This window comes from Blattabacterium cuenoti (assembly GCF_014252015.1).
Taxonomy (GTDB): Bacteria; Bacteroidota; Bacteroidia; order Flavobacteriales; family Blattabacteriaceae; genus Blattabacterium; species Blattabacterium cuenoti_U.
In genome coordinates this window covers 556,720-579,949 of the sequence record NZ_CP059206.1, presented here as the reverse complement: position 1 = coordinate 579,949, position 23,230 = coordinate 556,720, and the positions used below count along the sequence as shown (strand labels likewise).

Here is a 23,230-nt window from a genome sequence, read left to right as displayed (position 1 = left end):
ACAATAATTTATTTCTGTTTTTTTTTGGGAAAAAATAGTTTTGATGAAAAAAATCCAATGATATGGAAATAAAAAAAAATAGAATACAAATTTTTGATACAACTTTACGAGATGGAGAACAGGTTCCAGGATGCAAATTGAATACTAAAGAAAAAGTAAGAATAGCTAAGAAATTAGAAGTTTTAGGAGTAGACGTGATAGAAGCTGGGTTTCCAACTTCAAGTCCAGGAGATTATAAATCTGTTCAAGAAATTTGTAAATCGATATCACAAACTGTAGTTTGTGCCTTATCTAGAGCCATAGAAAAGGATATAGAAATGGCAGGTTTAGCTTTAAAATATGCTAAAAGACCGAGAATTCACACGGGAATAGGAACATCTAATTGTCATATTCGTTATAAATTTAATAGTACTCCAGAAAAAATTATAGAACAAGCTGTATATGCAGTTAAGTATGCAAAAAAATATGTAGAAGATGTAGAATTTTATGCTGAAGACGCAGGACGTACGGAAAATGAATTTTTAGCAAAAGTTTGTGAAAATGTAATAAAACATGGAGCAACAGTAATTAATATTCCTGATACTACAGGATATTGTTTACCAGAAGAATATGGATCTAAAATTCATTTTTTAAAGGAAAATGTCAAAGGAATTCATAAAATAATATTATCTACTCACTGTCATAATGACTTAGGATTGGCTACAGCTAATTCATTAGCTGGAATTATAAATGGAGCGGAACAAGTAGAATGTACTATTAATGGAATAGGAGAAAGAGCAGGGAACACTTCTTTAGAAGAAATTGTTATGATTATCAAGCAAAATTCTCATTTAAATTTATTTACTAATATTAATACTAAATTAATTTCTTCGACTAGTTATTTAGTATCAGAATGTACGGGGATGAAAGTCCAAGCTAATAAAGCTATAGTAGGGATTAACGCTTTTTCTCATTCTTCTGGAATCCATCAAGATGGAATTATAAAAAAAAGAGAAACTTATGAAAGTATTAATCCAGAAGACGTTGGAATAAATCAATCTTCCATAGTACTTACAGCTAGAAGTGGAAGAGCAGCTTTAGCTTATAGATATAAAAAATTGGGTTATTTTTTAAACAAAAATTCTTTGGATTTAATTTATTCTATTTTTTTAAAGTATGCAGATAAAAAGAAAGAAATTACTGATATGGAATTAAAAATAATATTAAAAAAAGCTAATTTGAATGGAAAAAATAATAAAATATTGCATACTAATACGAATAGTAGTAGTAGAAGAATAAATGTTGTATAACAATGTTAAAATCATTATTTGATAAAATTTGGGAGGCTCATATTATTAAAAAATTAGAAAATGAAATATATGTTCTTTATATAGATAGACATTATATACATGAAGTAACCAGCCCTCAAGCATTTCTAGAACTAGAAAGAAGGAATTTACCCATTTTTAGACCGAATCAAATTATAGCAACTGCAGATCATAATGTTCCTACAATTAACCAACATTTACCTATATCAGATCCTTTATCTAGAAAACAAATTAACTTATTAACAGATAATTGCAATAAATTTGGTATAACATTATATGGACTAGGTGATCAAAATAATGGAATTGTTCATGTAATTGGCCCTGAATTAGGTCATACTTTACCTGGCATGACTATAGTTTGTGGAGATAGTCATACTTCTACTCATGGAGCTTTTGGCTGTATAGCTTTTGGAATTGGTACGAGTCAAGTCACTATGGTTATGGCCAGTCAATGTTTATTGTTATCCAAACCTAAACAAATGAAGATACAATTAAATGGAAATTTAAGAAAAGGAGTGACTCCAAAAGATGTAATTTTATATATTATCTCAAAATTAGGAGTAAATGTTGGAATTGGATATTTTGTAGAATATACAGGTTCTACTATTAAAAAGATGAGTATGGAAGGGAGAATGACTATTTGTAATATGAGTATTGAAATGGGGGCAAAAGGTGGATTAATAGCTCCAGATCAAATTACTTTTGATTATGTAAAAAAAAGTAAGGGGTTTCAAAAACTTAAACTTAAAAGAAAAGAAAAAAAAATCATAGAATATTGGAAATCTTTAAAAACAGATGATAATACAATATTTGATAAAGAATATGTATTAAATGCTGAAGATATTGAACCTATGATAACTTATGGAACAAATCCTGGAATGGCAATTAGAATAGATGAAAAGATACCTAAATCAGAAAAACATCGTAAATCTCTGGATTACATGGGTTTTTCTTCGGATGAATTTTTAATAGGAAAAAGAATTAATTACATTTTTATAGGAAGTTGCACCAATTCTAGAATAGAAGATTTAAGATTAGTGGCTTCTGTCATAAAAGGAAAAAGGAAAGCTAATCATGTACAAGTCATGATAGTCCCTGGATCAAACCAAGTAGTAAAACAAGCTAAAAAAGAAGGATTAGATAAGATTTTTAAAGATTCTGGATTTGATTTTCGTCAACCAGGATGTTCTGCTTGTTTGGGAATGAATGAGGATAAAATTCCTGTAGGAGAATATTGTATTTCTACATCTAATAGAAATTTTGAAGGAAGACAGGGTCCAGGATCTCGTACTTTACTTGCTAGTCCTTTGACAGCAGCTATTATTGCTATTGAAGGAAAAATCATAAATATTAATAAATATATTCATGAAAAAATTTACGATATTAATTAGTCAGGCAGTTCCATTATCTATAGAAGATGTAGATACGGATCAAATTATACCTGCTCGTTTTTTAAAAGAGATTAAACGTGAAGAATGTGGAAAAAATATTTTTATGGATTGGCGTTATCAAAAAAATGGTTCTTTAAATAAAAATTTTATATTAAATAATCCTAATTTTCATGGAAAAATTCTTTTATCAAGAAGAAATTTTGGTTGCGGATCTAGTCGTGAACATGCTGCATGGGCTATTTTTGATTATGGATTCAAGGTGATAATATCTAGTTTTTTTGCTGATATTTTTAAAGAAAATGCATTAAATAATGGATTATTAACTGTGGAAGTATCTGAATTTTTTTTAGATAAATTATTTAATGTAGTTGAAAAGAACCCAAAAGTAAAAATAAAAGTTGATTTAATTAATCAAAGGATTACAATTCTAAAAACAAAAGAATTCGATAAATTTCATATACATCCATACAAAAAAAATTGTTTTATCAATGGTTATGATGATATAGATTTTTTGATTTCTATTAAAGATGATGTAGAAATTTTTGAAAAAAATAGAATTTTAATATGATAAAAAATATTTCTGTGATAGAAGGAGATGGAATAGGACCTGAGGTTATAAAAGAAACTATTAAAGTTTTAAATTCTATAGCTATAAAATATGGACACGATTTTCATTATAAAAATGTTTTAGCAGGATCTAAAGCTATAGAAAAATTAGGAGATCCCATGCCAGAAGAAAGTATAGAGAATTGTTTAAAATCAGATGCTGTTTTATTTAGTTGTATCGGAGATCCGAAATATGATCATAATCCAAGAGGAAAGAGGCCTGAAGATGGATTATTAAAATTAAGAAAAAGAATGAATTTATATTGTAATATTCGTCCTATAATAGTATTTTCAATATTAGATAAATCTCCTGTAAAAAAAGAATTTTTAAATCAAGTTGATTTTGTTATATATCGAGAATTAACAGGAGGAATTTATTTTGGAGAAAAAGGTCGTAATAAAAATGGAGAAGAAGCTTATGATTATTGTATTTATTCTAAAACAGAAATCGAAAGAATTGGAGAAATGGCATTCAAAGCAGCTCTTTCTCGTAAAAAAAAAGTAACGCTAGTGGATAAAGCTAATGTATTAGAAACTTCTAGATTGTGGAGAGAGGTTATTAAAAATATATCCTTGGATTATCCAAATGTAGATCTAGATTTTTTGTATATAGATAACGCAGCTATGCAAATTATTATGAATCCTAAAAAATTTGATATCATTTTAACGGATAATATGTTTGGGGATATTCTTTCAGACGAATCTAGCGTTTTAACAAGTTCTTTAGGATTGCTGCCTTCGGCTTCTATAGGAAATAATAAATCCATGTTTGAACCTATACATGGATCTTATCCTCAAGCGAAAGGAAAAAATATAGCAAATCCTTTGGGATGTATTCTTTCAAGTTCTATGATGTTAGAATATTTTGGAATGCATAAAGAAAAAAATATTTTAGAAAAAGCAGTTAAAAATTCTATTGAAAAAAAAATATGTACACCAGATATTATTGATTCAAAATTATCTTCAACTACAGAAGAAGTAGGGAATTATATAGAAAAATATATTTTAAATCAATAGATTTTTTCTATAATAGGGATCCTAGGATCTAGGATATCATAAATTCTTTGAATAAGAAATGGAAGAACCTTTATTTTATAATTGACATATGTCATATTTATTTTTTGAATATGAAAAATATTTACAGGAACTTGTAATATATTTCCATTCATTGCGGGAGAAACAATTCCAATGATAGGAGATTTTTTTTTGCTTCCTTTAAATGTGGAAGATTTAAACCATAAATAAACATAAATAAGTAATTGCATAGTATTTGCATAATTTATATCGTAAAAAACATTTTCAATATTTTTTAAAGGAATATTGATTTTTTTAGTTTTTGAAAATCCTATTTTGTAATCAAGAATACGAGTAGTTCCATCACATTCATCTATACGATCTATAATCCCATGTAAATTGACTTTTGTTGATCCGATATTTAATTTTGCAGAAACTTTACATTCTATTTCTTTGATAAGAATTTTATGTCCATTTTTAACAAATTTTTCATCCCATGAAATAAAATTTTCTATATAATTTTTTATGATACAATAAAAAAACATGTTGTTTCCTTCAATAATTTCTTCTTTTCCTAAAAGAACTTTTTTTATAGTGGATTCATAATTATTTCTCATTTTATGAATACAATTGGTAGTTATTAAATTTTCTTTTACGGGATCATATAATATTTTTAGTATTTTGTGAATAATTTTTCCTATTTCTTTTTTATAAGATGTTTTTTCTGGTTCATTTAACTTAAGTATTTTTTTATAATAGAATAAAATAGGATTATAATTATATAAATGAATGGATGAAGGGGATAATCCTTCATGAATTAATTTATATAAACATTGAATTATAGATTTTGTTTTATGAATTACAATAGGTATTCTTTTTGAATTTATAGGAAAAGATGGTTCGCTTATTTTATTTTTTTCAATTTTATAAATTGCTTCTATTTTATGAATAAAACGGCTTTTTTCTCCAGAACTAATTTCATCCGGCTGATCTTTATATATTAAATATACTTTTTTTGAAGACTGAACAATTCTTTTAAAATGATAAAAATAAAAATCTTCGTTAAGATTATTTATCTGTAGTTTTTTTTCTATCTCAAAAGGAATGAAAGAACTATTTTTATTATCATGATTTGTAGGAATGATTCCATCATTAAAAGATGTTATAATCACAATATCAAAATTGTCAAAAAAAACATCTATAAAACCTGTTAAATATAAACCTCTTCTATTTTTATTTATATATCGTATGCTTTCTGTATGAGTAAACTGTTCATATATATTGAATACATCATTTAGTGAAAAATTTTTAGTTTTCCTAACTATTATTCTTAATTTTTGTATATAAATTTCTAGTTGATAAATGAATTTTAGTTCCAAAAAATGTTTTTTAATATTTGTAAAAAGCAGTTTTTTAAATTTTCTAATAAACCCAATAAGGCTAATAAGAATTATTTTTATATTATTAGTTGGAATTTTAAAAATAATCCACAAATTATTTTTATATAAATATTTTTTTATTGTATCTTCACAAACAAAATCCGAATCACTTTCTACATTTAATTTTTTTAAAATTGAATTTTGTTTTAAAAAAAATTTTTGAATATATCCATTAGATAATACTTTTATAACATCTTTTCTAATGAATTTTTTGAATTTATTTTTTTTTACTAGCAATTGTAATATGGAATAAAAAGTATAATAAATAGGGATATTATTTAATGAATAATCTATATTAATTGATATATTAATTCCTAATTTTTTTATAGAATTTATTAATGGTAAAGTCAAATGCTTATCTCCTGGTATTAATAGTATTTTATTAGTTTTTTGGTCTTTGTTTATCAATTTACATATTATATTTTCCACCGTTTTCACTTGTTCTATTTCTTTTGAAACAGGAATAATTTGTAAATTTTTACATTGTAATTGTAAACATGTTTTTGAATCCAAAACTCTCTTTTTATTCAAAGATTCTAGAGTTAGAATTGAAGTATCCTTTTCATATAAATTATAAACTAATCCTTTTTGAATAATTTTTTTAGTAAAAATTTTTTCGCATTCATTAAATGCAATACAATCAAAAAGAAATAATACAATTTTTGTATTTGAATTTTGACAGAAAAAGGAATCTAAACGAGAAATTGCTGTTTTGAAAAGCATTCCATAATAAGAGATTCCTTTTTTTAAAAGTTGAGATTGTAAAATGTAATAATATTCATGAATTTTTTCCCAAAAAAAAAATTTTTCTTGTTTTAAAAGATGAAGATTCCATTTGTTGATTTTTTCTGTAGAAATAACATAAGAAAAAAAACGTTCAATATCAATCATATTGAAATCTATATTCTGAAAATCATTTAATATTTTAGGACCCCAATTAAAAAAATCATGAAATTTTTTTTCCATAAAATCATCTTTTTTCAATAGATAAAAAAACTGAATAAGTATTGAGTAATTATCCACAATTTTCAGTCCAGAAATATTTTCAAGAAATTCTTCTATTGTAAAAAATTTAGTTTTTGAACTAAATTTTGAACTATACTTAGTTTTAATATATTCTATAACTGTAGAAGCTTTTGATATGAAAATAATTTTATGATTCAAGTCTTTCAATAGACATTGAATAATTTTGTCAATTTTTTTTTTCACAAGAAAAAAATTTTTGCACATTTATTTTATCTATGCATATTTGTTTTCTTAATTCTTGAATAGAGTTAAATTTTTTCTCTTCACGTATTATATGAATTATTAAAATATCTATTTTTTTTCCATATATATTATCAAAAAAATCGAAAATATGTACTTCTATCTTTATTTTTTTATTTTCTTGATCAATAGTAGGATTAATTCCTATATTTAACATTCCTAAATATATGTTATTTAAATAATTAATTTTTACAGCATAAACACCTTTTTTGGGAATCATTTTTTTAGAATCTACTTGTAGATTTGCAGTTGGAAAATTAATCATTCTTCCTATACCTTTTCCTTCTATAACATAACCAGATAATGTATAAAAATAACCCAAAGCTTGGTTCGCCCATTGGATATTTCCTAATGATATAGATTCACGTATTTTAGTAGAACTAACTATTTTTTTTCTTAATTTGTAAGGACGAACTTGATAAACTTTAACTCCATAAATATGTGATAATTTTTTTAATTCTTCATAAGAGTTATCTCTATTTCTTCCAATATGCGAATCGTATCCAGTAATAATTTTTTTAATTTTAAATTTAGGATGTAAAATTTTTTTTAAAAAATCTTTTGTTCTTAACTTTGAAAATGTTGTAGTGAAAGGATGAACAATCAAGTGTTCTATTCCTGTTTTTTTTAATTTATATATTCTTTCAGGAAGTGTATTTAAATATAAAAATTTTTTATCTGAATTTAATATTTCTTTTGGATGCGGATGAAAAGTAAGCAGAACAGAACAGTACTTTTTTTGATTCTGATTATGAGATCTGAAAATTAAATTTTCAATAATTTTTTTATGACCTACATGAACTCCATCAAAAATTCCAAGTGTTAATACACATGGAAAAAAAGAATAAAATTCATCAATTAACGAATAAATTTTCAAAATTTTTATCTTTTTCTTTTACATTTACAAGTACAAATATAATTGTAATTGTATAAAGATTTAAAAAAAAGGAATTGCAGAATGCATAAAAAAAAATTTAAGGGAATAATTACTCAAATCATAGGACCAGTGATAGATGTTTCTTTTAAAGAAGAATCTTATCTTCCTAAAATTTATGATGCTTTAGAAGTATATTTATCTAAAAAAAATAAAATTGTATTGGAAGTTCAACAACATATGGGAGGGAATAATGTTCGTTGTATATCTATGGAAGTTACGGATGGCTTGCAAAGAGGTCAAGAAGTTTATGCTTTAGATAAACCAATTTCTGTTCCTATAGGCGAATCTATTAATGGAAGGATTTTTAATGTATTAGGAGATTGTATAGATGGATTAGGAGATGTAGATAGATCTAAAACTAAACCTATTCATAGTGAACCTCCTGCATTTGTAGATTTATCTACTGAAACAGAAATTCTATATACAGGAATTAAGGTTATAGATTTAATAGAACCTTATCCTAAAGGAGGTAAGATAGGATTATTTGGTGGAGCAGGAGTTGGAAAAACTGTATTAATCCAGGAATTAATTAATAATGTAGCGAAAGAACATGGAGGACGATCTATTTTTGCCGGAGTTGGAGAAAGATCTAGAGAAGGAAATGATTTATTAAGAGAAATGTTAGAATCTGGAATTATAAAATATGGAAAATCTTTTATGGAATCAATGAAAAAGGGATATTGGGATATTACTAAAGTAGATAAAGAATCTTTGAAAGAATCTAAAGCTGCTTTTGTTTTTGGTCAAATGAACGAACCTCCTGGAGCTAGAGCAAGAGTTGCTTTATCTGGGTTAACATTAGCTGAATATTATAGAGATCAGTATTTAGAAGGAAAAAAAGGACAAGATGTCTTATTTTTTATAGATAATATATTTCGTTTTACTCAAGCGGGATCAGAAGTTTCAGCCTTATTAGGTAGAATTCCTTCTTCAGTAGGATATCAGCCTACTTTATCTTCTGAAATGGGGACTATGCAAGAAAGGATTACTTCTACAAAAACAGGATCTATTACTTCAGTGCAAGCTGTTTATGTCCCTGCAGATGATTTAACAGATCCCGCTCCTGCAATCACATTTTCACATTTGGATGCAACTACCGTCCTTTCAAGAAAAATAGCATCTTTAGGAATTTATCCTGCAGTAGATCCTTTAGATTCTACTTCACGTATGCTATCTATAGATATAATAGATCAAAACCATTATAATTGTGCACAAAAAGTTAAAAAAATATTGCAAAAGTATAATTCATTACAAGATATTATAGCTATTCTTGGTATAGAAGAATTAAGTGAAGAAGATCAATTAATAGTTTCTAGAGCTAGACGGGTTCAACGTTTTTTATCTCAACCATTTCATGTTACAAAACAATTTACAGGAATAGAAGGAGAATTTGTAAAAATTGAAGATACTATAAAAGGTTTTAATATGATAATAGAAGGAGAATTAGATGATATACCAGAAGTCGCTTTTAATTTAAAAGGAACAATTGAACAAGTTATAGAAAGTGGAAAAAAAATGTTATAAATCAATTCATGAAAATAAAAATTATTAGTCATCATAAAATTTTTTATCCAGAAGATACAATTTCTATTATAGCTCCTGGCTCCTATGGATATTTTCAAGTACTAAAAAATCATGCTCCATTTATCTCTATATTAAAAAATGGTTTTTTAAAATTAGAATCAAAAAAAAATGAAAAAAAAAAAATTCAAATAGAAGGTGGACTTTTACAAGTAAAAAAAAATTTAGTTGTTATAATTTTATGGTAATTTAGATGAACTAAGTTTTAGTTTCATATATTCTTTTCTATTTTTAAATATTTTTATAGCACTAAAAATGGCTTCTTCAAATGAATTTTCATTAGCAATTCCTTTTTTAGCTATATCATAGGCTACTCCATGATCAGGGGATGTTCGTATATGAGATAGACCAGCTGTAAAATTAACGCCCTGATTAAAGGTTAGAGTTTTAAAAGGGATTAGTCCTTGATCATGATACATAGCTAAAACTGCGTCAAAATAACGATAATTTCTATTTCCAAAAAAACTATCGGAAGGATAAGGACCAAAAACTAACCATCCTTGGTTATGAAATAAACTCTCAATAGCAGGTCTAATTTTTATTCTTTCTTCATTTCCTATTAATCCATTATCACTTGAATGAGGATTACATCCTAATACCGCAATTTTTGGTTTTTCTATAGAAAAATCAATAATGAGTGATTGATGTAAAATTTTAATTGATTTTATTATTTTTTTTATATTTAATTCTGAACTTACCTTTTTTAAAGGTAAATGATTAGTTACTAAAGCAATTTTTAAAATATCGTGAATCATTAACATTAATGATTCACCTTCTAAAACATTTTGTAAATATTCAGTATGACCGATAAATGAAAAGTTTTTGTAATTCATACTGTTTTTATTAACTGGAGCCGTTACGAGTACATCTATTTTTCCTTCCTTTAAAGATTTTACAGCTTTTTTTAAAGATAAAATAGGATATTTTGCTGATTCTGTATGATTTATTTTTAGATATTCAAATTTAATATCTTCTTTATATATATTCAATACATTGATTTTATAATCAACTACTTCTTTGAAATTTTTTATTTCTCGTATATTGTTAACCTCTATATTCAAAATTTTCTTATAATAAAAACATAATTTAGTAGATCCAAATAATATTGGGGTGAATAAATCTAAAAGTTTTTTTTTACAACATACTTTCAAAAAAATCTCAGTTCCTATTCCATTAATATCGCCCATTGTAAATCCTACTTTTATTTTCTTTTTTCTATAATTCATAAAATACAATATTTAATTAATTTAAAGAAAATTACAAATCACTATATTATGTTTACTGGAATCGTAGAATGCACTGCAAAAGTGCATCAATTAAATCGTGATAAAAATAATCTTCATATAATTTTAAATAATCCATTTTCTAATAAAGAAATTAAAATTAATCAAAGTATTTGTCATAATGGAATATGTTTAAGTGTTATGAATATTTATAAAAAAACTTATTCAGTTGTAGCTTCTGAAGAAACATTATTATGTACTAATTTAAATTTTTTAAAAATTCAAGAAGAAGTAAATCTAGAAAGAGGGATAATATTACATGAACGATTAGATGGACATATAGTTCAAGGTCATATAGATACAATTGCTAAAATTATTAAAATTGAAAATAGAAATGGAAGCTATCTATTTTTTTTTAGATCTAAAAAAAAATTGGATCATATGGTTATAAAAAAAGGTTCTATTGCCATTAATGGAATAAGTCTTACTATAATAACATCTAATCAATATGTATTTAACGTTTCTATCCTTCCTTTTACTTATGAAAAAACCAATCTTCACCTAATGAAAGTTGGTGATATTGTCAATGTAGAATTTGATATTTTAGGAAAATATATTAAAAAATTAATACAAAAGTCTAAGTATAGTAGTAGTAGTAACTTAGACTAAAATAGGTTCTCCAGATAAAATATTTTTGTCTGTATATTGTCTGTATATATCAAAATGTTGAATAAATTTTTTAGCAAGTATTTTGATTTGATTTTGATACATTTTTTCATTTTTCCATGAATTTTTTGGATTTAATATGTTAGAGGATACTCCTGGACAATATTTTGGTATTTGAAAATTAAAAATAGGATATTTTTCATAAGGAACTTCTGATAAAAAACCATTCAACACATTTTGAACAATTTTACGTGTATCATTTAATTTGATGCGATGTCCAGATGAATACTCTCCCGATATCAAACCAGTATTGACCATCCAAACATTTATATCAGTATTATCTAATTTTTTCATTAACATTTTTGTATACTGAACAGGATGTAGAGGCATAAACGGAGCTCCAAAACAGGAAGAAAAAGTAGTTTTCGGTTTGTGAATATTTAATTCGGTACCAGCTACTTTAGATGTATATCCTAATAAAAAATAATAAGAAGATTGTGCTCTATTTAGTTTAGCTATAGGAGGGAAAACTCCAAAAGCATCATATGTTAGAAAAAAAATATTTCTTATATTAGAAGACAAAAGTTTTTTTTCAATATTTTTTACAAAATAAATAGGATAACTTATTCTTATATTTTGAGTGATGGAATCATCCAAGAAATCTACTTCTTTAGTTTCCTTTTTTAAAATTACATTTTCCAACATAGCTCCTTTTCTTATAGCACTATAGATCATAGGTTCATTTTTTCTAGAAATGCCTAATATTTTAGCATAACATCCTCCTTCAAAATTAAAGACAATATTATCATATGTCCATCCATGTTCATCATCCCCAACCAAATTCCTATTTATATCATTAGAAATAGTAGTTTTTCCTGTTCCAGATAAACCAAAAAAGAGTGCTGTATCTTTTTTATGTTTTCCTACATTTGCAGAACAATGCATAGGAAAAACATTTTTATACATAGGAAGTATAAAATTTAGAACAGAAAATATAGATTTTTTAATTTCTCCTGTGTATCCTGACCCTCCAATAAGAATTATTTTTTTAGAAAAATTTAATATAGAAAAATTTTTTTTTCGTGTTCCATCTTTTGCCGGATTAGCCTGAAATCCTGGGGCACACAATAATAACCAATCCGGTAAAATTTTTTCCATTTTAGAAAATCTAAAAAATAGATTATGAATAAACAGATCAGACCATGGATATTCACTAATAGAACGAACATTTAACTGATAACGTTTATCGGAACAAAGATATCCATCTCGGATATATAACGTTTTTCCAGATAAATATTGAACTACTTTCTGATATAAACAATCAAATTTTTTTGAATCAAAAGATTGATTAAATTTTTCATCCCACCAAACTTTTTTTTCTGTAATACTATCCTTTACAATAAATCTATCATCAGGAGATCTACCTGTGAAAAAGCCAGTATTTATAGCTAAAACTCCTGATTTTGTTTCAACTCCCATTTTTTTTTGAATAATTATTTTTTGTAGTTCATAAGGCGTAAGTTGCCAATTATTTGAAGAATTCAAAATTCCATAGTTCTCTAGAGAAAAAAAAATCATATATCATGTACTATTTATGCGTCAAGCAAATTTATATATGATTTACAAAAGTTTACTAATTTTGTATCATAAAAAAAAAATTATGAAACTATGTCTGATATTGCATCCAAAGTCAATGCTCTTATTGTAGAAAAATTAAGTGTAGAAGAAAGTGATATAACTCGTAAAGCTAGTTTTACCAATGATTTAGGAGCAGATTCCTTAGATATAGTAGAGCTAATTATGGAATTTGAGAAAGAGTTTAATATTAGTATTTCGGATGAAAAAGCTGAAAAAATAACTACAGTAGGTGAAGCTATAGAAGCTATAGAATTTCTTTTAATGGATAAAAAAAATGCAGAAAAAAAAAGAGCTGATTAGACAGATATTTTTTATGTATGGATATGGATAAATTAAAAAAAGTAGTGGTAACTGGTCTAGGATCTATTACTCCTATAGGTAATAATATAGATGAGTATTGGAGTTCTCTTGTTATAGGAAAAAATGGTTGTGCTCCCATTACTTATTTCGATACTAAAAAATATAAAACTAAATTTGCTTGTGAATTAAAAAATTATGATCCAAATATTTTTTTTAATAAAAAAGAAAAACGAAAATTAGATCCTTGTGCACAATATGGCATTATAGCTTCTGAAGAAGCCATAAAAAATAGCGGAATCAATTTTTTAAAAGAAAAAAGAGAAAGAGTAGGAGTGATTTGGGCATCTGGAATTGGAGGTCTTTTAAATTTAGAAGAGTCTATTTCTGATTATATACATGGCGATAAATATCCTAGATTTAGTCCTTTTTTTATTCCAAAAATGCTGATAGATATCACTGCAGGTTTTATTTCTATGAATTATGGTCTTCACGGTCCAAATTATGCAACGGTATCTTCTTGCGCTTCATCTTCTAATGCTATTGTAGATGCTTATCATTTAATATGTTTAGGAAAGGCTGATATTATGATTACTGGAGGATCCGAGGCTGCTATTACGCCAAGTGGAGTTGGAGGGTTTAATGCTTTACATGCATTATCTACCAGAAATGAAGATTATAAAACGGCATCACGTCCTTTTGATGAAGATAGAGATGGTTTTGTATTAGGAGAAGGAGCAGGATGTCTTGTTCTTGAAGAATATAAACACGCTCAAGAAAGAGGAGCTAATATATATGCTGAAATAGGAGGAGTAGGTATGTCTGGAGATGCTTATCACATTACAGCGCCTCATCCAGAAGGAAAAGGAATAGTGTTGGCTATAAAATCAGCTATTAAAGATGCAGGGATCAAATATGAAGAAGTTAATCATATTAATTCTCATGGAACATCTACTAGGTTAGGAGATCTTGCAGAAATTAAAGCTATTCAAAAAGTATTTTGTGAAAATATACACAACATAGATATTAATTCTACAAAATCTATGACGGGACATTTGTTAGGTGCATCTGGAGCTATAGAAGCAATCGCTTCTATTCTTCCTTTAACCAAAGAAATTATTCCTCCAACTATAAATTTGTTTCATATAGATAAAAATATAGATCCAAAAATTAATTTAACTCCAAATAAAGCTATAAATAAAAAGATTCAAATAAGTATATGTAACACTTTTGGTTTTGGAGGGCATAATGTTTGTATTTTATTTAAAAAAATAAATGTTGTCTGAAAATAGTACTATTACTGATAATAATGAATATTCTATTTTAGTTGATAGACTAATAAAAATATTAGGTTTTTATCCAAAAAAAACGAAATTTTTAAAGGAGACATTCATATATAGTTTTTCTACAAAAAAAAGAAATTTAAATCAAAATTATTCTATTAATTTTCAAAGATTAGAATTTTTAGGAGATGCTATATTAAATTCTATAATATCACATTTTTTATGTAAAAAATTTCCTGAAAAAAAAGAAGGAGAATTAACTCAAACACGATCAAAAATTGTATGTAGAAGAAATTTAAATGAAATATCTAGAAAATTGACTATTTCAGATATTTTTTTAGATAAATCTATAATATCTGATAATATACTGGGAAATACACTTGAAGCTTTGATAGGGTTTATTTATTTTGAAAAAGGATATCAAGGATGTGAAGATTTTGTCCATAAAAAAATATTACATACTCATGTAAATCTTGAAAAAATACAAAATGAAATTTTCAGTTATAAAGGATGGATCATCGAATGGTCTCAAAAAAATAAATTTTTTATAAATTTTAAAACTTTTAGAGAAAAAAAAGAAGAAGAAAAAAATCAAATTATCTATTTATCTGAATTTACAATATCGAAGTGCGGAATTCAAACTAAAGGTAGAGGTTTTTCTAAAAAAAAATCAGAAGAAATGGCAGCTAAAGCCGCTTATTTTATTGTTCAGAAACAATATAAAAAAAATATTTAAAAACATAAAAATAAAGAAAATCGTATGATGTTATGTTTAATCTTATTAAGAATAAAGAAAAAAAATTTTCTCATATAAAAAAAGGAAAAGGTCATCCTTTGATTTTACTCCATGGATTAATGGGAGGATTAAGCAATTTTAAAGCTCTTTTAGATTTTTTTCCAAAAAAAGGTTATCAAGTTATCATCCCTTCATTACCTCTTTATAATATGCCATTGTTTTTGACTAATATTTATAACATATCTAAATATGTAACTCAATTTTTAATGGAAATAGGGATTAAAAAAGCTACTTTAATAGGAAACTCTCTTGGAGGACACATTGCTTTAATCATAGCCAAAAAAAGAATAGACTTAGTTCATTCTGTGGTTTTAACAGGAAGTTCAGGTTTGTTTGAAAAAGCTTTTGGAGATGCTTTTCCTAAAAGAGAAAATTATGAATATATTAGAAAAAAATCACAAGAAGTTTTTTATGATCCTAATATTGCCACTAAAGAATTAGTAGATGAAGTTTTTCATATTGTAAATGATAAAAAAAAAGGAATTAAAACTTTATATATTGCAAAAAGTGCTATGAAATATAATATGTCTAAAGATTTATCTGTTATTCATCAACCTATTTGTTTAATTTGGGGAAAACAAGACCATGTTACTCCTCCAGAAGTAGCTAAAGAATTTCATAGATTATTACCTCATTCAGAATTACATTGGATAGATAAATGCGGACATGTTCCTATGATGGAACACCCTAAAATATTCATAAAAATATTAGAAAAATGGCTTTCTAAATTTAATTTTAATCATGAAAATTTTTTCTGCAAAATTTAAAGAAAGTTTAAAAAATATAAATAAATTATTGGTTCATAATTTTCCTGAATATGCTTTTATAGGACGTTCTAATGTTGGAAAATCTAGTTTAATAAATAGTATAGCCAAAAAGAAAATAGCTAAAGTATCCTCTTGTCCTGGAAGAACACAATGCATCAATTATTTTTTGATAAATCACAAATGGTATTTGGTAGATTTACCAGGATATGGATTCTGTTCTGTAAAAAGAAATAAAAAAGAGACGCAAAAATTAATAAATAATTATATTTTTGATAAAAAAACGTTTTTTTTTTTATTTTTATTGATAGATTGTAGGTTTTTCATACAAAAAATAGATTTAGATTTCATACAAAAATTAAACTATTTTAAAATACATTTTTGCATTGTTTTCACAAAAACGGATAAATTAAAAAGTCATAAATTTCTTGATAAGAATATTTCTTTTTGTATTAAGGAAATTGAAAAAAATGGTTTTTCCATGCCTATATGGTTTAAAATATCTGTAAAAAACAAATATGGGATTGATCATATAATTCAATATATCAAAAAATTAAATGATTCTTATCAGTTTCATAAACAAAAACTCATTATTCCTAATTCATAAGACTTGAATCCGAATCCAAAAATTGTTCCATTACAAACAGGAGAAAGAAACGATTTTTTTCTAAAAGATTCTCTAGAATAAATGTTGGATATATGAACTTCTATTACAGGAGAAGTGATAGATTTTACTGCATCAGAAATTCCTATAGAAGTATGAGTATAAGCCCCTGCATTGAGTATAATTCCATCGGATTGGAATCCTATAGAATGTAAAATATCTATAATTTTTCCTTCACTATTATTTTGATAATAAAGAATTTCTATATTAGGAAATAGTTTTTTTTTTAATTTATTAAGATAATCTAAAAAATTTTCATTTCCGTACAATTCAGGTTCCCTTATTCCTAAAAGGTTTAAATTAGGACCATTAATAATAGTTATTTTTTTCATGTTATTATTTAGTAATATTTTCTATCTCTTCTTTTTTTAAAAAACACCAGTTTCCTATTTTAAGATTTTTTTTGGTAATCCCCCCAAAATTTACCCTATCTAATCGAGTAACTTGATAATCCAGTTTTTTAAATATTCGTTTAATGACTCTATTCCATCCTAGATATAATCCTATTTTAACTTGATTTTTAACATTCCTTTTATTGACAAAAATAACTTTTACTTTTCCTTCTTTTAGATAAATTTTTCCTTTTCTTATTTCATCTAAATCTTCATTTTTAATTTCTTTATTTAATGATACATGATATATTTTTTTTATATGATATTTAGGATGAGTTAATTTTTCAGTTATGTATCCGTCATTTGTTAGAAGCAAAACTCCTGTAGTAGAACAATCTAATCTACCAACAGGAAAAATTCTATATTCAGATAGATATAGATAGGGAACTAAATTCATGACTGTTTTTCTATTAAGTTGATCTTGTGTAGTAGTAATAAAACCTTTAGGTTTATTGAGAAGTATATAAATTTTATTTTTATATTGTATTTTCGATCCATGAAATTTAACAATATCATCTGTATGAATGATAGTTCCTAATTTGAATACTGGTTTTCCATTCACTTCTATGGCTCCAGATTGAATAAGTTGATCCGCTTTTCTTCTGGAAGAAACTCCTGCGTTCGATAAATAATGATTTAGTCTAATTTTATTTTTATGATGCATAAAAAAAATGAATTAAAAACGAAAGATAATTTCCATTGTATATTTTTTAAATTTTATCCTAGATAAATCATAATTTTGTGTAAAACCTAAAATAAAACCTCCACCTCCAGAGCCACATAACTTTAAATAATAAATATTATTGAATATTCCATCCTCCCACATTTTACAAAAATTTTTAGAAATCATAGGGCGAAAATGATTAAAAACCCAAGTAGACAATAATTTTACATTTTTTAACAAAATTTTAAAATCTTCTTTTAAAAAAGATTCAATACATTTTTCATTATATTTTATAAACTCTGAAAAGATAATTTTTTTAAATTTATCATGTTTTAATTTTTTCATAAAAAATTTGATCATAGAATCAGTTTTATTAGGAAATCCAGAATTTAATAAAAAAATTGCTCCTTTTCCTTCATTTTTTTTTGGAATTTTGACTATAGAAATATCCGTTTTGGATCTAATGAGTAAAGGTCGATTTAAATAACAAATTAATGGATCTATTCCAGAACTTTTTCCATGAAAAAAAGACTCCATTTGACTGAATATTTTTTTTAAAATTATTATATGTTTTTTTAAACATCCCTTTAATTTATTTTTTGCGTATTTATCATAAATAGCAGCTACTAATGCTCCAGAACTTCCTACACCATATCCTTGAGGTATGTTTGAATGAAAAAACATGCCTTTTTGTATATCTTTATATAATTTATTTAAATAAAATTTTGTTGAAATTTGTTTTTTTTTTCTAGAATAGATAAAAAATTATGAAATTTCTTAATTTCATGATTGGAACATAAAATATTTTTATTAGATTCAGAATGAATTTTTAAAGTTCCTTTGTAAATGTTATGAGGGATAGAAAGGGCACTTGAATTTTCTAAAATTCCATATTCTCCAAATAACAATATTTTTGCAGGAAACAAAGACTCTTTCATTTTATATTTATCATTATTTTAATTTCATTTTTTTTCAAAGAAAAAACAAATTTAATAAAAACTATTTATTTTAATTTTAGATATTTATTTGAATAAAATAATTAATTTAGTAATTTTCCGATTTCTTGATTAAGAAAATATAAAAATGAAAATAGCCATATATGGACAAAAATTTTGCAAAAAAAATATACCATATTTGAATCGGTTCATAGGCTATGCTTCTAGTCATTCAATAGAAATACATATTGAGAAATCATTTTTTAATGTTTTATCTTCTTTTAAAGAATTCAAAAATTTAAATTTTCCTCTATTCTCTCATCATAAAGAGTTAACTAAAGATTTTAGTTTAATGTTTACTTTTGGAGGAGATGGGACCATACTTTCAGCTATTACATTAATCAGAGATTCTGGTATTCCTATTGTTGGAGTTAATACGGGTAACTTAGGTTTTTTAGCTACTTTTAATAAAGATGTTTTTATAGAAAAAATAGATAAAATTTTTAATAAAAAACTTCATATAATGCCTAGAAGTTTACTGTACTTAGAAACCTCTATAACAGATCATAATAAATTTTTCAATTTTGCATTGAATGAAATTGTTATTCTTAGAAAAGAAACGGTATCTATGATTACTATAGATGCTTATATAGATAATGAATTTTTAACTTCTTATTGGGCAGATGGCTTAATAATTTCTACTCCTACTGGATCAACTGGATATTCTCTAAGTTGCGGAGGTCCTATTATTAGTCCTGATAATAAAAATTTTGTTCTTACACCTATTTCTCCACATAATTTATTTTCACGTCCATTGATCATATCAGATCATCAAAAAGTTTATTTAAAAATACATAGTCGTGTTAAATCCTATTCTTTATCCATGGATACAAGATTAACTTATTTGAATCAAGATGATGAATTATGCATTCAAAAAGCTCCTTTTTACATATATCTTATTCAAGAAGGAAAAAATACATATTACAAAACATTGAGAGAAAAACTTTTATGGGGTATGGATCAAAGAAATTGAATGTAAAGATCTTTATTTTTATTTATATCTTTGTACAAGATGTATTTGTGGTTTTTTATGAAAAAATTATTAGAAAAAATAGATTATAATAATATTCCTCATCATGTAGCTGTTATTATGGATGGAAATGGTCGTTGGGCAGAGAAAAGAGGAAAAATGAGAACATTTGGTCATGAAAAAGCGATACAGTCTGTAAGAGATACTATAACTGGATGTAAAGAATTAGGGATTCCTTATATAACTTTATATGTATTTTCTTCAGAAAATTGGAATAGACCTAAAGAAGAAATAGATAACTTAATGCATTTATTTCACACTAATTTAAAAATTCATTTAGAAGAAATTCATGAAAAAAATGTGAAAATTATTACTATAGGAGAAATAGAAAAATTTTCTGAAATAATTCAAAAAGAACTATTTTTTTTCATGAAAAAAACAAAACATAATACATCTGGAACTTTGATTTTGGCATTGAGTTATAGTGCTAGAGAAGAAATTTTAAGAGCAACAAAAAATATTGCTAAAAAAGTATGCAATGGTTTATTTTCTATAAAAGATATAAATTTTTCTTTTTTTAAAAATCATTTATACACTAAAGATTTACCAGATGTAGATTTAATTATTAGAACAAGTGGAGAACAGCGTATTAGTAATTTTTTACTTTGGCAATCTGCTTATGCAGAGTTGTATTTTACAAAAATTTTATGGCCTGATTTTCGGAAAAAAGATTTTTTCGAAGCTATAATAAATTATCAAAAAAGAAAACGTCGTTTTGGAAACGTAGAATAATTTATTGCATTCATGAAAATAAACCTTTTTATCTTTATAAAAAATATTTTTTATTGTTTACTAATAATAATGCAAATCCAACAAGGATTATCATTTTATGTTAAAAACAATAATGATACCATTACAAATAATTATAAAAATAATTTTTCTTTTGTTGTAAGAAAAATACATGTTATAGGAAAAACTAAATATGATAGGAGTTTTATTTCTGAATTATCGGGTATTTCTATTGGAGAATTAGTTGATATTTATGGAATAAAAACAGATAATGCTGTAAAAAAATTATGGAATAGTAATCTTTTTAAAAATATATCCATTTATAAGAAAAATGTGCATAAAAATGAAATTGATTTGTTTTTTGAATTGGAAGATTTGGAAGAAATTCATGAAATAAAAATAGAAGGTAAAGGTATTAAAGATGATCAGTTTCCTAACATAAAAAAAATAAAAGTTGGAGATAAAATTTCTGGTGATTTTATTCAAACTATAAAAAATGATATACAAGAATATTATACAAAGAAAGGATATCATGAGATAGATATAAAAAGCGAAATTAAAAAGAATAATTACAATAAGAATGTTTTATATTTATATATAAATAAAGGAAACAAAATTGAAATAGAAGAAATATTGTTTGATGGAAATCAAATCATTCAAGATAAAGAATTATTTAATTTAATAAATAAAAATAAAAAAAACTTTTTTTATTTTATTTCAGTCATCAAAAAACCTCTTTTTGTTCAAGAAAATATAAAAGAAGATTTAAAAAACATAATCAATCAATATAAATCCATAGGATATCTTGATATTCAAGTATTTTTAGATTCTGTATGGAAAAAAAAATCTGGAAACTATGGAATAAAAATAAAAATTATAGAAGGTAAAAAATATTATTTAGGAAACGTTAATATATTAGGAAATAAAAAATTAAAAACAAATTTTTTGAAAAAAATTTTTTGTTATAAAAAAGGAGATGTTTATAATCAAATTGGAATTAATAAAAATATTTTAAATCCTTCTTATTCTGATAGTATTTTATATGCTTATTTAAATTTAGGCCATTTATTTGTTAATATCTCTTTTACAGAAAAAAGAATTTTAGATAATAAAATAGATTTAGAAATTAAAATAGAGGAAAATAAACCTGTATACATAAATAAAGTTATCATATTAGGGAATTCAATAACTAAAGATCATGTTATTAGAAGAGAATTAAAAACTTATCCAGGAGATCTTTTCTCTATTGAAAAAATAAAATATAGTTTATTAGATTTGGAAAATCTAAATCTTTTTGATAAAATATATCATGAAATTAAACCTAACAAAAAAAATGGTTGGGTAAACGTAGAATGGCATGTAGTTGAAAAAAATACTAATGAATTTCAGTTTCATGGCGGATTTGGAGGAAAAGATTTTAGAAAAACTATTGGAAATTTTAAGTTGAACTTTGGAAATTTTTCTATCAAAAATATTTTAAAATATAATTCATGGAATCCTATTCCTCAAGGAGATGGACAAAAATTAACTATTCATAGTCAATTAGGAAAAGATTTTACATCTTATGGATTTACTTTCACAGAACCTTGGATAGAAAGAACTAATCCTACTTCTCTTACTTTTAAGAGTCAATATTCAGTCATAAAAATTAAAAAAGAAGAGGATTTAGATTTTTTATCTCAAATATATAAAAATACTAAAATATCACAAGAAGAAAAACAATTTTTAGAAAAAATAGGAATATCTATTTATTTAAACAAGTTTTTAACTTTTTTAGATCCTTTTTCTAAAATTTTAACATCTATAGATTACGAAAAACTTCTTTATAAAAAAGAAATTTCTTCTAACTTATATCAAAAACGTAAATTTAATAATCTCAGTTATTTAATTTCATTACAAAGACTTTCAACAGGACCAAACATTATTTTTCCATTCCAAGGATCCAAAATACAGTTGAATAGCATATTCACTTTTCCATATTCCATAATTTTGAAGAATAGTGGAGATAAGGAATGGATGGAATATTTTAAATTGAAAATGATTTTATTTTGGTATCGAAAAATTATAGATAATATGGTGTTGAAAGTAGGAGGAGAATTAGGTTATTTAGGAAAGTATAAAAATTCAAAAGAATTATTACCGTTTCAAAAATTTTATATGGGTGGAGTAGTGCAGAGTAATTTATTAGGACCGAAATTATATGATAAAGATCATATTCCATTAAGAGGATATTCTTTTCAACATCAAAATAATGGAGGAACAATTTATAATAAACTTATTTTGGAGATACGTTATTTAATTAAGGATTTATCAAATTTGAAAGTTTGGACTACCTGTTTTATAGAAGGAGGAAATATTAGTGATTATTATAAAAAGTTTAATCCACTAATTATGAATAAATCTTTTGGATTTGGATTTCGTTTGTTTTGGCTTCCAATAGGTTTTTTAGGAATAGACTTTGGTTATCCTATAGATAATGATATAATTCATGGTTTAAATAAATCAAAATGGAAAACACATTTTATAGTAGGAAAAGATTTGTGAGACA

Annotated in this window: 21 protein-coding genes and 1 pseudogene; 15 read left to right on the top strand and 7 right to left on the bottom strand. The window is 24.9% G+C overall.

Annotated features, from left to right (window positions below; translation table 11 throughout):
- Positions 1 to 68 precede the first annotated feature (68 nt).
- From H0H50_RS02825 to leuB, 4 genes are read left to right on the top strand one after another with little or no spacing between them, the layout of a single operon-like run.
- Positions 69 to 1,289, top strand: coding sequence for a 2-isopropylmalate synthase (locus H0H50_RS02825; protein WP_185867443.1), 1,221 nt, complete (start codon positions 69 to 71; stop codon positions 1,287 to 1,289).
- Positions 1,290 to 1,291: 2 nt separating this feature from the next.
- Positions 1,292 to 2,698 carry a 3-isopropylmalate dehydratase large subunit gene (gene leuC / locus H0H50_RS02820; protein ID WP_185867105.1) on the top strand — a complete coding sequence of 469 codons (1,407 nt, stop codon included), beginning with the start codon at positions 1,292 to 1,294 and terminating at the stop codon, positions 2,696 to 2,698.
- Positions 2,673 to 3,266, top strand: a complete 594-nt coding sequence (gene leuD, locus H0H50_RS02815) for a 3-isopropylmalate dehydratase small subunit (protein WP_185867104.1) — start codon at positions 2,673 to 2,675, stop codon at positions 3,264 to 3,266. Before leuC ends, leuD begins: the two co-directional genes overlap by 26 nt.
- Entirely contained in the window at positions 3,263 to 4,321 is a 1,059-nt protein-coding gene (gene leuB / locus H0H50_RS02810) for a 3-isopropylmalate dehydrogenase (protein WP_185867103.1), read from the top strand. Before leuD ends, leuB begins: the two co-directional genes overlap by 4 nt.
- Here the strand turns inward: leuB and H0H50_RS02805 are convergent.
- Together H0H50_RS02805 and H0H50_RS02800 are read right to left on the bottom strand one after the other, a co-directional pair.
- On the bottom strand, positions 4,315 to 6,966 hold the full coding sequence (locus H0H50_RS02805; protein ID WP_185867102.1) for a PD-(D/E)XK nuclease family protein: 2,652 nt from the start codon (positions 6,964 to 6,966) through the stop codon (positions 4,315 to 4,317). The two genes, leuB and H0H50_RS02805, sit on opposite strands and share 7 nt — an antisense overlap.
- On the bottom strand, positions 6,950 to 7,900 hold the full coding sequence (locus H0H50_RS02800; RefSeq protein WP_185867101.1) for a bifunctional riboflavin kinase/FAD synthetase: 951 nt from the start codon (positions 7,898 to 7,900) through the stop codon (positions 6,950 to 6,952). The genes H0H50_RS02805 and H0H50_RS02800 overlap by 17 nt, the downstream gene beginning before the upstream one ends.
- Before the next feature lie 81 nt (positions 7,901 to 7,981).
- On the opposite strand from H0H50_RS02800, the gene atpD reads away from it, so the two are divergent.
- Complete coding sequence (gene atpD, locus H0H50_RS02795; protein ID WP_185867100.1) at positions 7,982 to 9,484, top strand: F0F1 ATP synthase subunit beta; 1,503 nt, start codon at positions 7,982 to 7,984, stop codon at positions 9,482 to 9,484.
- An 8-nt stretch (positions 9,485 to 9,492) separates the two neighbouring features.
- Positions 9,493 to 9,729, top strand: a complete 237-nt coding sequence (locus H0H50_RS02790) for a FoF1 ATP synthase subunit delta/epsilon (protein WP_185867099.1) — start codon at positions 9,493 to 9,495, stop codon at positions 9,727 to 9,729.
- Here H0H50_RS02790 and pdxA read toward each other — a convergent pair.
- Positions 9,721 to 10,767: a 4-hydroxythreonine-4-phosphate dehydrogenase PdxA gene (gene pdxA, locus H0H50_RS02785; RefSeq protein WP_185867098.1), complete on the bottom strand. Its 1,047-nt coding sequence runs from the start codon at positions 10,765 to 10,767 to the stop codon at positions 9,721 to 9,723. The genes H0H50_RS02790 and pdxA overlap by 9 nt on opposite strands.
- Before the next feature lie 48 nt (positions 10,768 to 10,815).
- Between pdxA and H0H50_RS02780 the strand changes: the two genes are divergently transcribed.
- Positions 10,816 to 11,433, top strand: coding sequence for a riboflavin synthase (locus H0H50_RS02780; protein WP_185867097.1), 618 nt, complete (start codon positions 10,816 to 10,818; stop codon positions 11,431 to 11,433).
- On the opposite strand, the gene H0H50_RS02775 is transcribed toward H0H50_RS02780, so the two are convergent.
- Positions 11,425 to 13,008, bottom strand: a complete 1,584-nt coding sequence (locus H0H50_RS02775; protein WP_185867096.1) for a phosphoenolpyruvate carboxykinase (ATP) — start codon at positions 13,006 to 13,008, stop codon at positions 11,425 to 11,427. The genes H0H50_RS02780 and H0H50_RS02775 overlap by 9 nt on opposite strands.
- A 90-nt stretch (positions 13,009 to 13,098) precedes the next feature.
- Between H0H50_RS02775 and H0H50_RS02770 the strand changes: the two genes are divergently transcribed.
- The 5 genes from H0H50_RS02770 to yihA are packed head-to-tail and all read left to right on the top strand — an operon-like array spanning position 13,099 to position 16,815.
- Positions 13,099 to 13,368, top strand: a complete 270-nt coding sequence (locus tag H0H50_RS02770; RefSeq protein WP_185867095.1) for an acyl carrier protein — start codon at positions 13,099 to 13,101, stop codon at positions 13,366 to 13,368.
- Between the two features lie 23 nt (positions 13,369 to 13,391).
- The gene (gene fabF, locus H0H50_RS02765) at positions 13,392 to 14,651 is read left to right on the top strand and encodes a beta-ketoacyl-ACP synthase II (protein WP_185867442.1); all 1,260 of its coding nucleotides are present in this window, start codon (positions 13,392 to 13,394) and stop codon (positions 14,649 to 14,651) included.
- Complete coding sequence (locus tag H0H50_RS02760; protein ID WP_185867094.1) at positions 14,641 to 15,384, top strand: ribonuclease III family protein; 744 nt, start codon at positions 14,641 to 14,643, stop codon at positions 15,382 to 15,384. Before fabF ends, H0H50_RS02760 begins: the two co-directional genes overlap by 11 nt.
- 32 nt (positions 15,385 to 15,416) lie before the next feature.
- The gene (locus tag H0H50_RS02755) at positions 15,417 to 16,211 is read left to right on the top strand and encodes an alpha/beta fold hydrolase (protein WP_185867093.1); all 795 of its coding nucleotides are present in this window, start codon (positions 15,417 to 15,419) and stop codon (positions 16,209 to 16,211) included.
- Positions 16,186 to 16,815 carry a ribosome biogenesis GTP-binding protein YihA/YsxC gene (gene yihA / locus H0H50_RS02750; protein WP_185867092.1) on the top strand — a complete coding sequence of 210 codons (630 nt, stop codon included), beginning with the start codon at positions 16,186 to 16,188 and terminating at the stop codon, positions 16,813 to 16,815. Before H0H50_RS02755 ends, yihA begins: the two co-directional genes overlap by 26 nt.
- On the opposite strand, the gene H0H50_RS02745 is transcribed toward yihA, so the two are convergent.
- The 3 genes and pseudogenes from H0H50_RS02745 to H0H50_RS02735 form a co-directional block, all read right to left on the bottom strand.
- Positions 16,782 to 17,204, bottom strand: a complete 423-nt coding sequence (locus H0H50_RS02745) for a type II 3-dehydroquinate dehydratase (protein WP_185867091.1) — start codon at positions 17,202 to 17,204, stop codon at positions 16,782 to 16,784. The two genes, yihA and H0H50_RS02745, sit on opposite strands and share 34 nt — an antisense overlap.
- Before the next feature lie 4 nt (positions 17,205 to 17,208).
- Positions 17,209 to 17,928: a pseudouridine synthase gene (locus H0H50_RS02740; protein WP_185867090.1), complete on the bottom strand. Its 720-nt coding sequence runs from the start codon at positions 17,926 to 17,928 to the stop codon at positions 17,209 to 17,211.
- Positions 17,929 to 17,940: 12 nt separating this feature from the next.
- Positions 17,941 to 18,866: pseudogene (locus H0H50_RS02735) on the bottom strand (GHMP family kinase ATP-binding protein).
- Between the two features lie 145 nt (positions 18,867 to 19,011).
- On the opposite strand from H0H50_RS02735, the gene H0H50_RS02730 reads away from it, so the two are divergent.
- The 3 genes from H0H50_RS02730 to H0H50_RS02720 all read left to right on the top strand — a co-directional run bounded on the left by H0H50_RS02730 (position 19,012) and on the right by H0H50_RS02720 (position 23,226).
- Positions 19,012 to 19,896, top strand: a complete 885-nt coding sequence (locus H0H50_RS02730) for an NAD kinase (RefSeq protein WP_185867089.1) — start codon at positions 19,012 to 19,014, stop codon at positions 19,894 to 19,896.
- A gap of 57 nt (positions 19,897 to 19,953) precedes the next feature.
- A complete protein-coding gene (locus tag H0H50_RS02725; RefSeq protein ID WP_185867088.1) occupies positions 19,954 to 20,685 on the top strand; it encodes an isoprenyl transferase in 732 nt (243 codons plus the stop codon).
- A gap of 69 nt (positions 20,686 to 20,754) precedes the next feature.
- Positions 20,755 to 23,226, top strand: coding sequence for a BamA/OMP85 family outer membrane protein (locus H0H50_RS02720; RefSeq protein ID WP_238784195.1), 2,472 nt, complete (start codon positions 20,755 to 20,757; stop codon positions 23,224 to 23,226).
- Positions 23,227 to 23,230 lie beyond the last annotated feature (4 nt).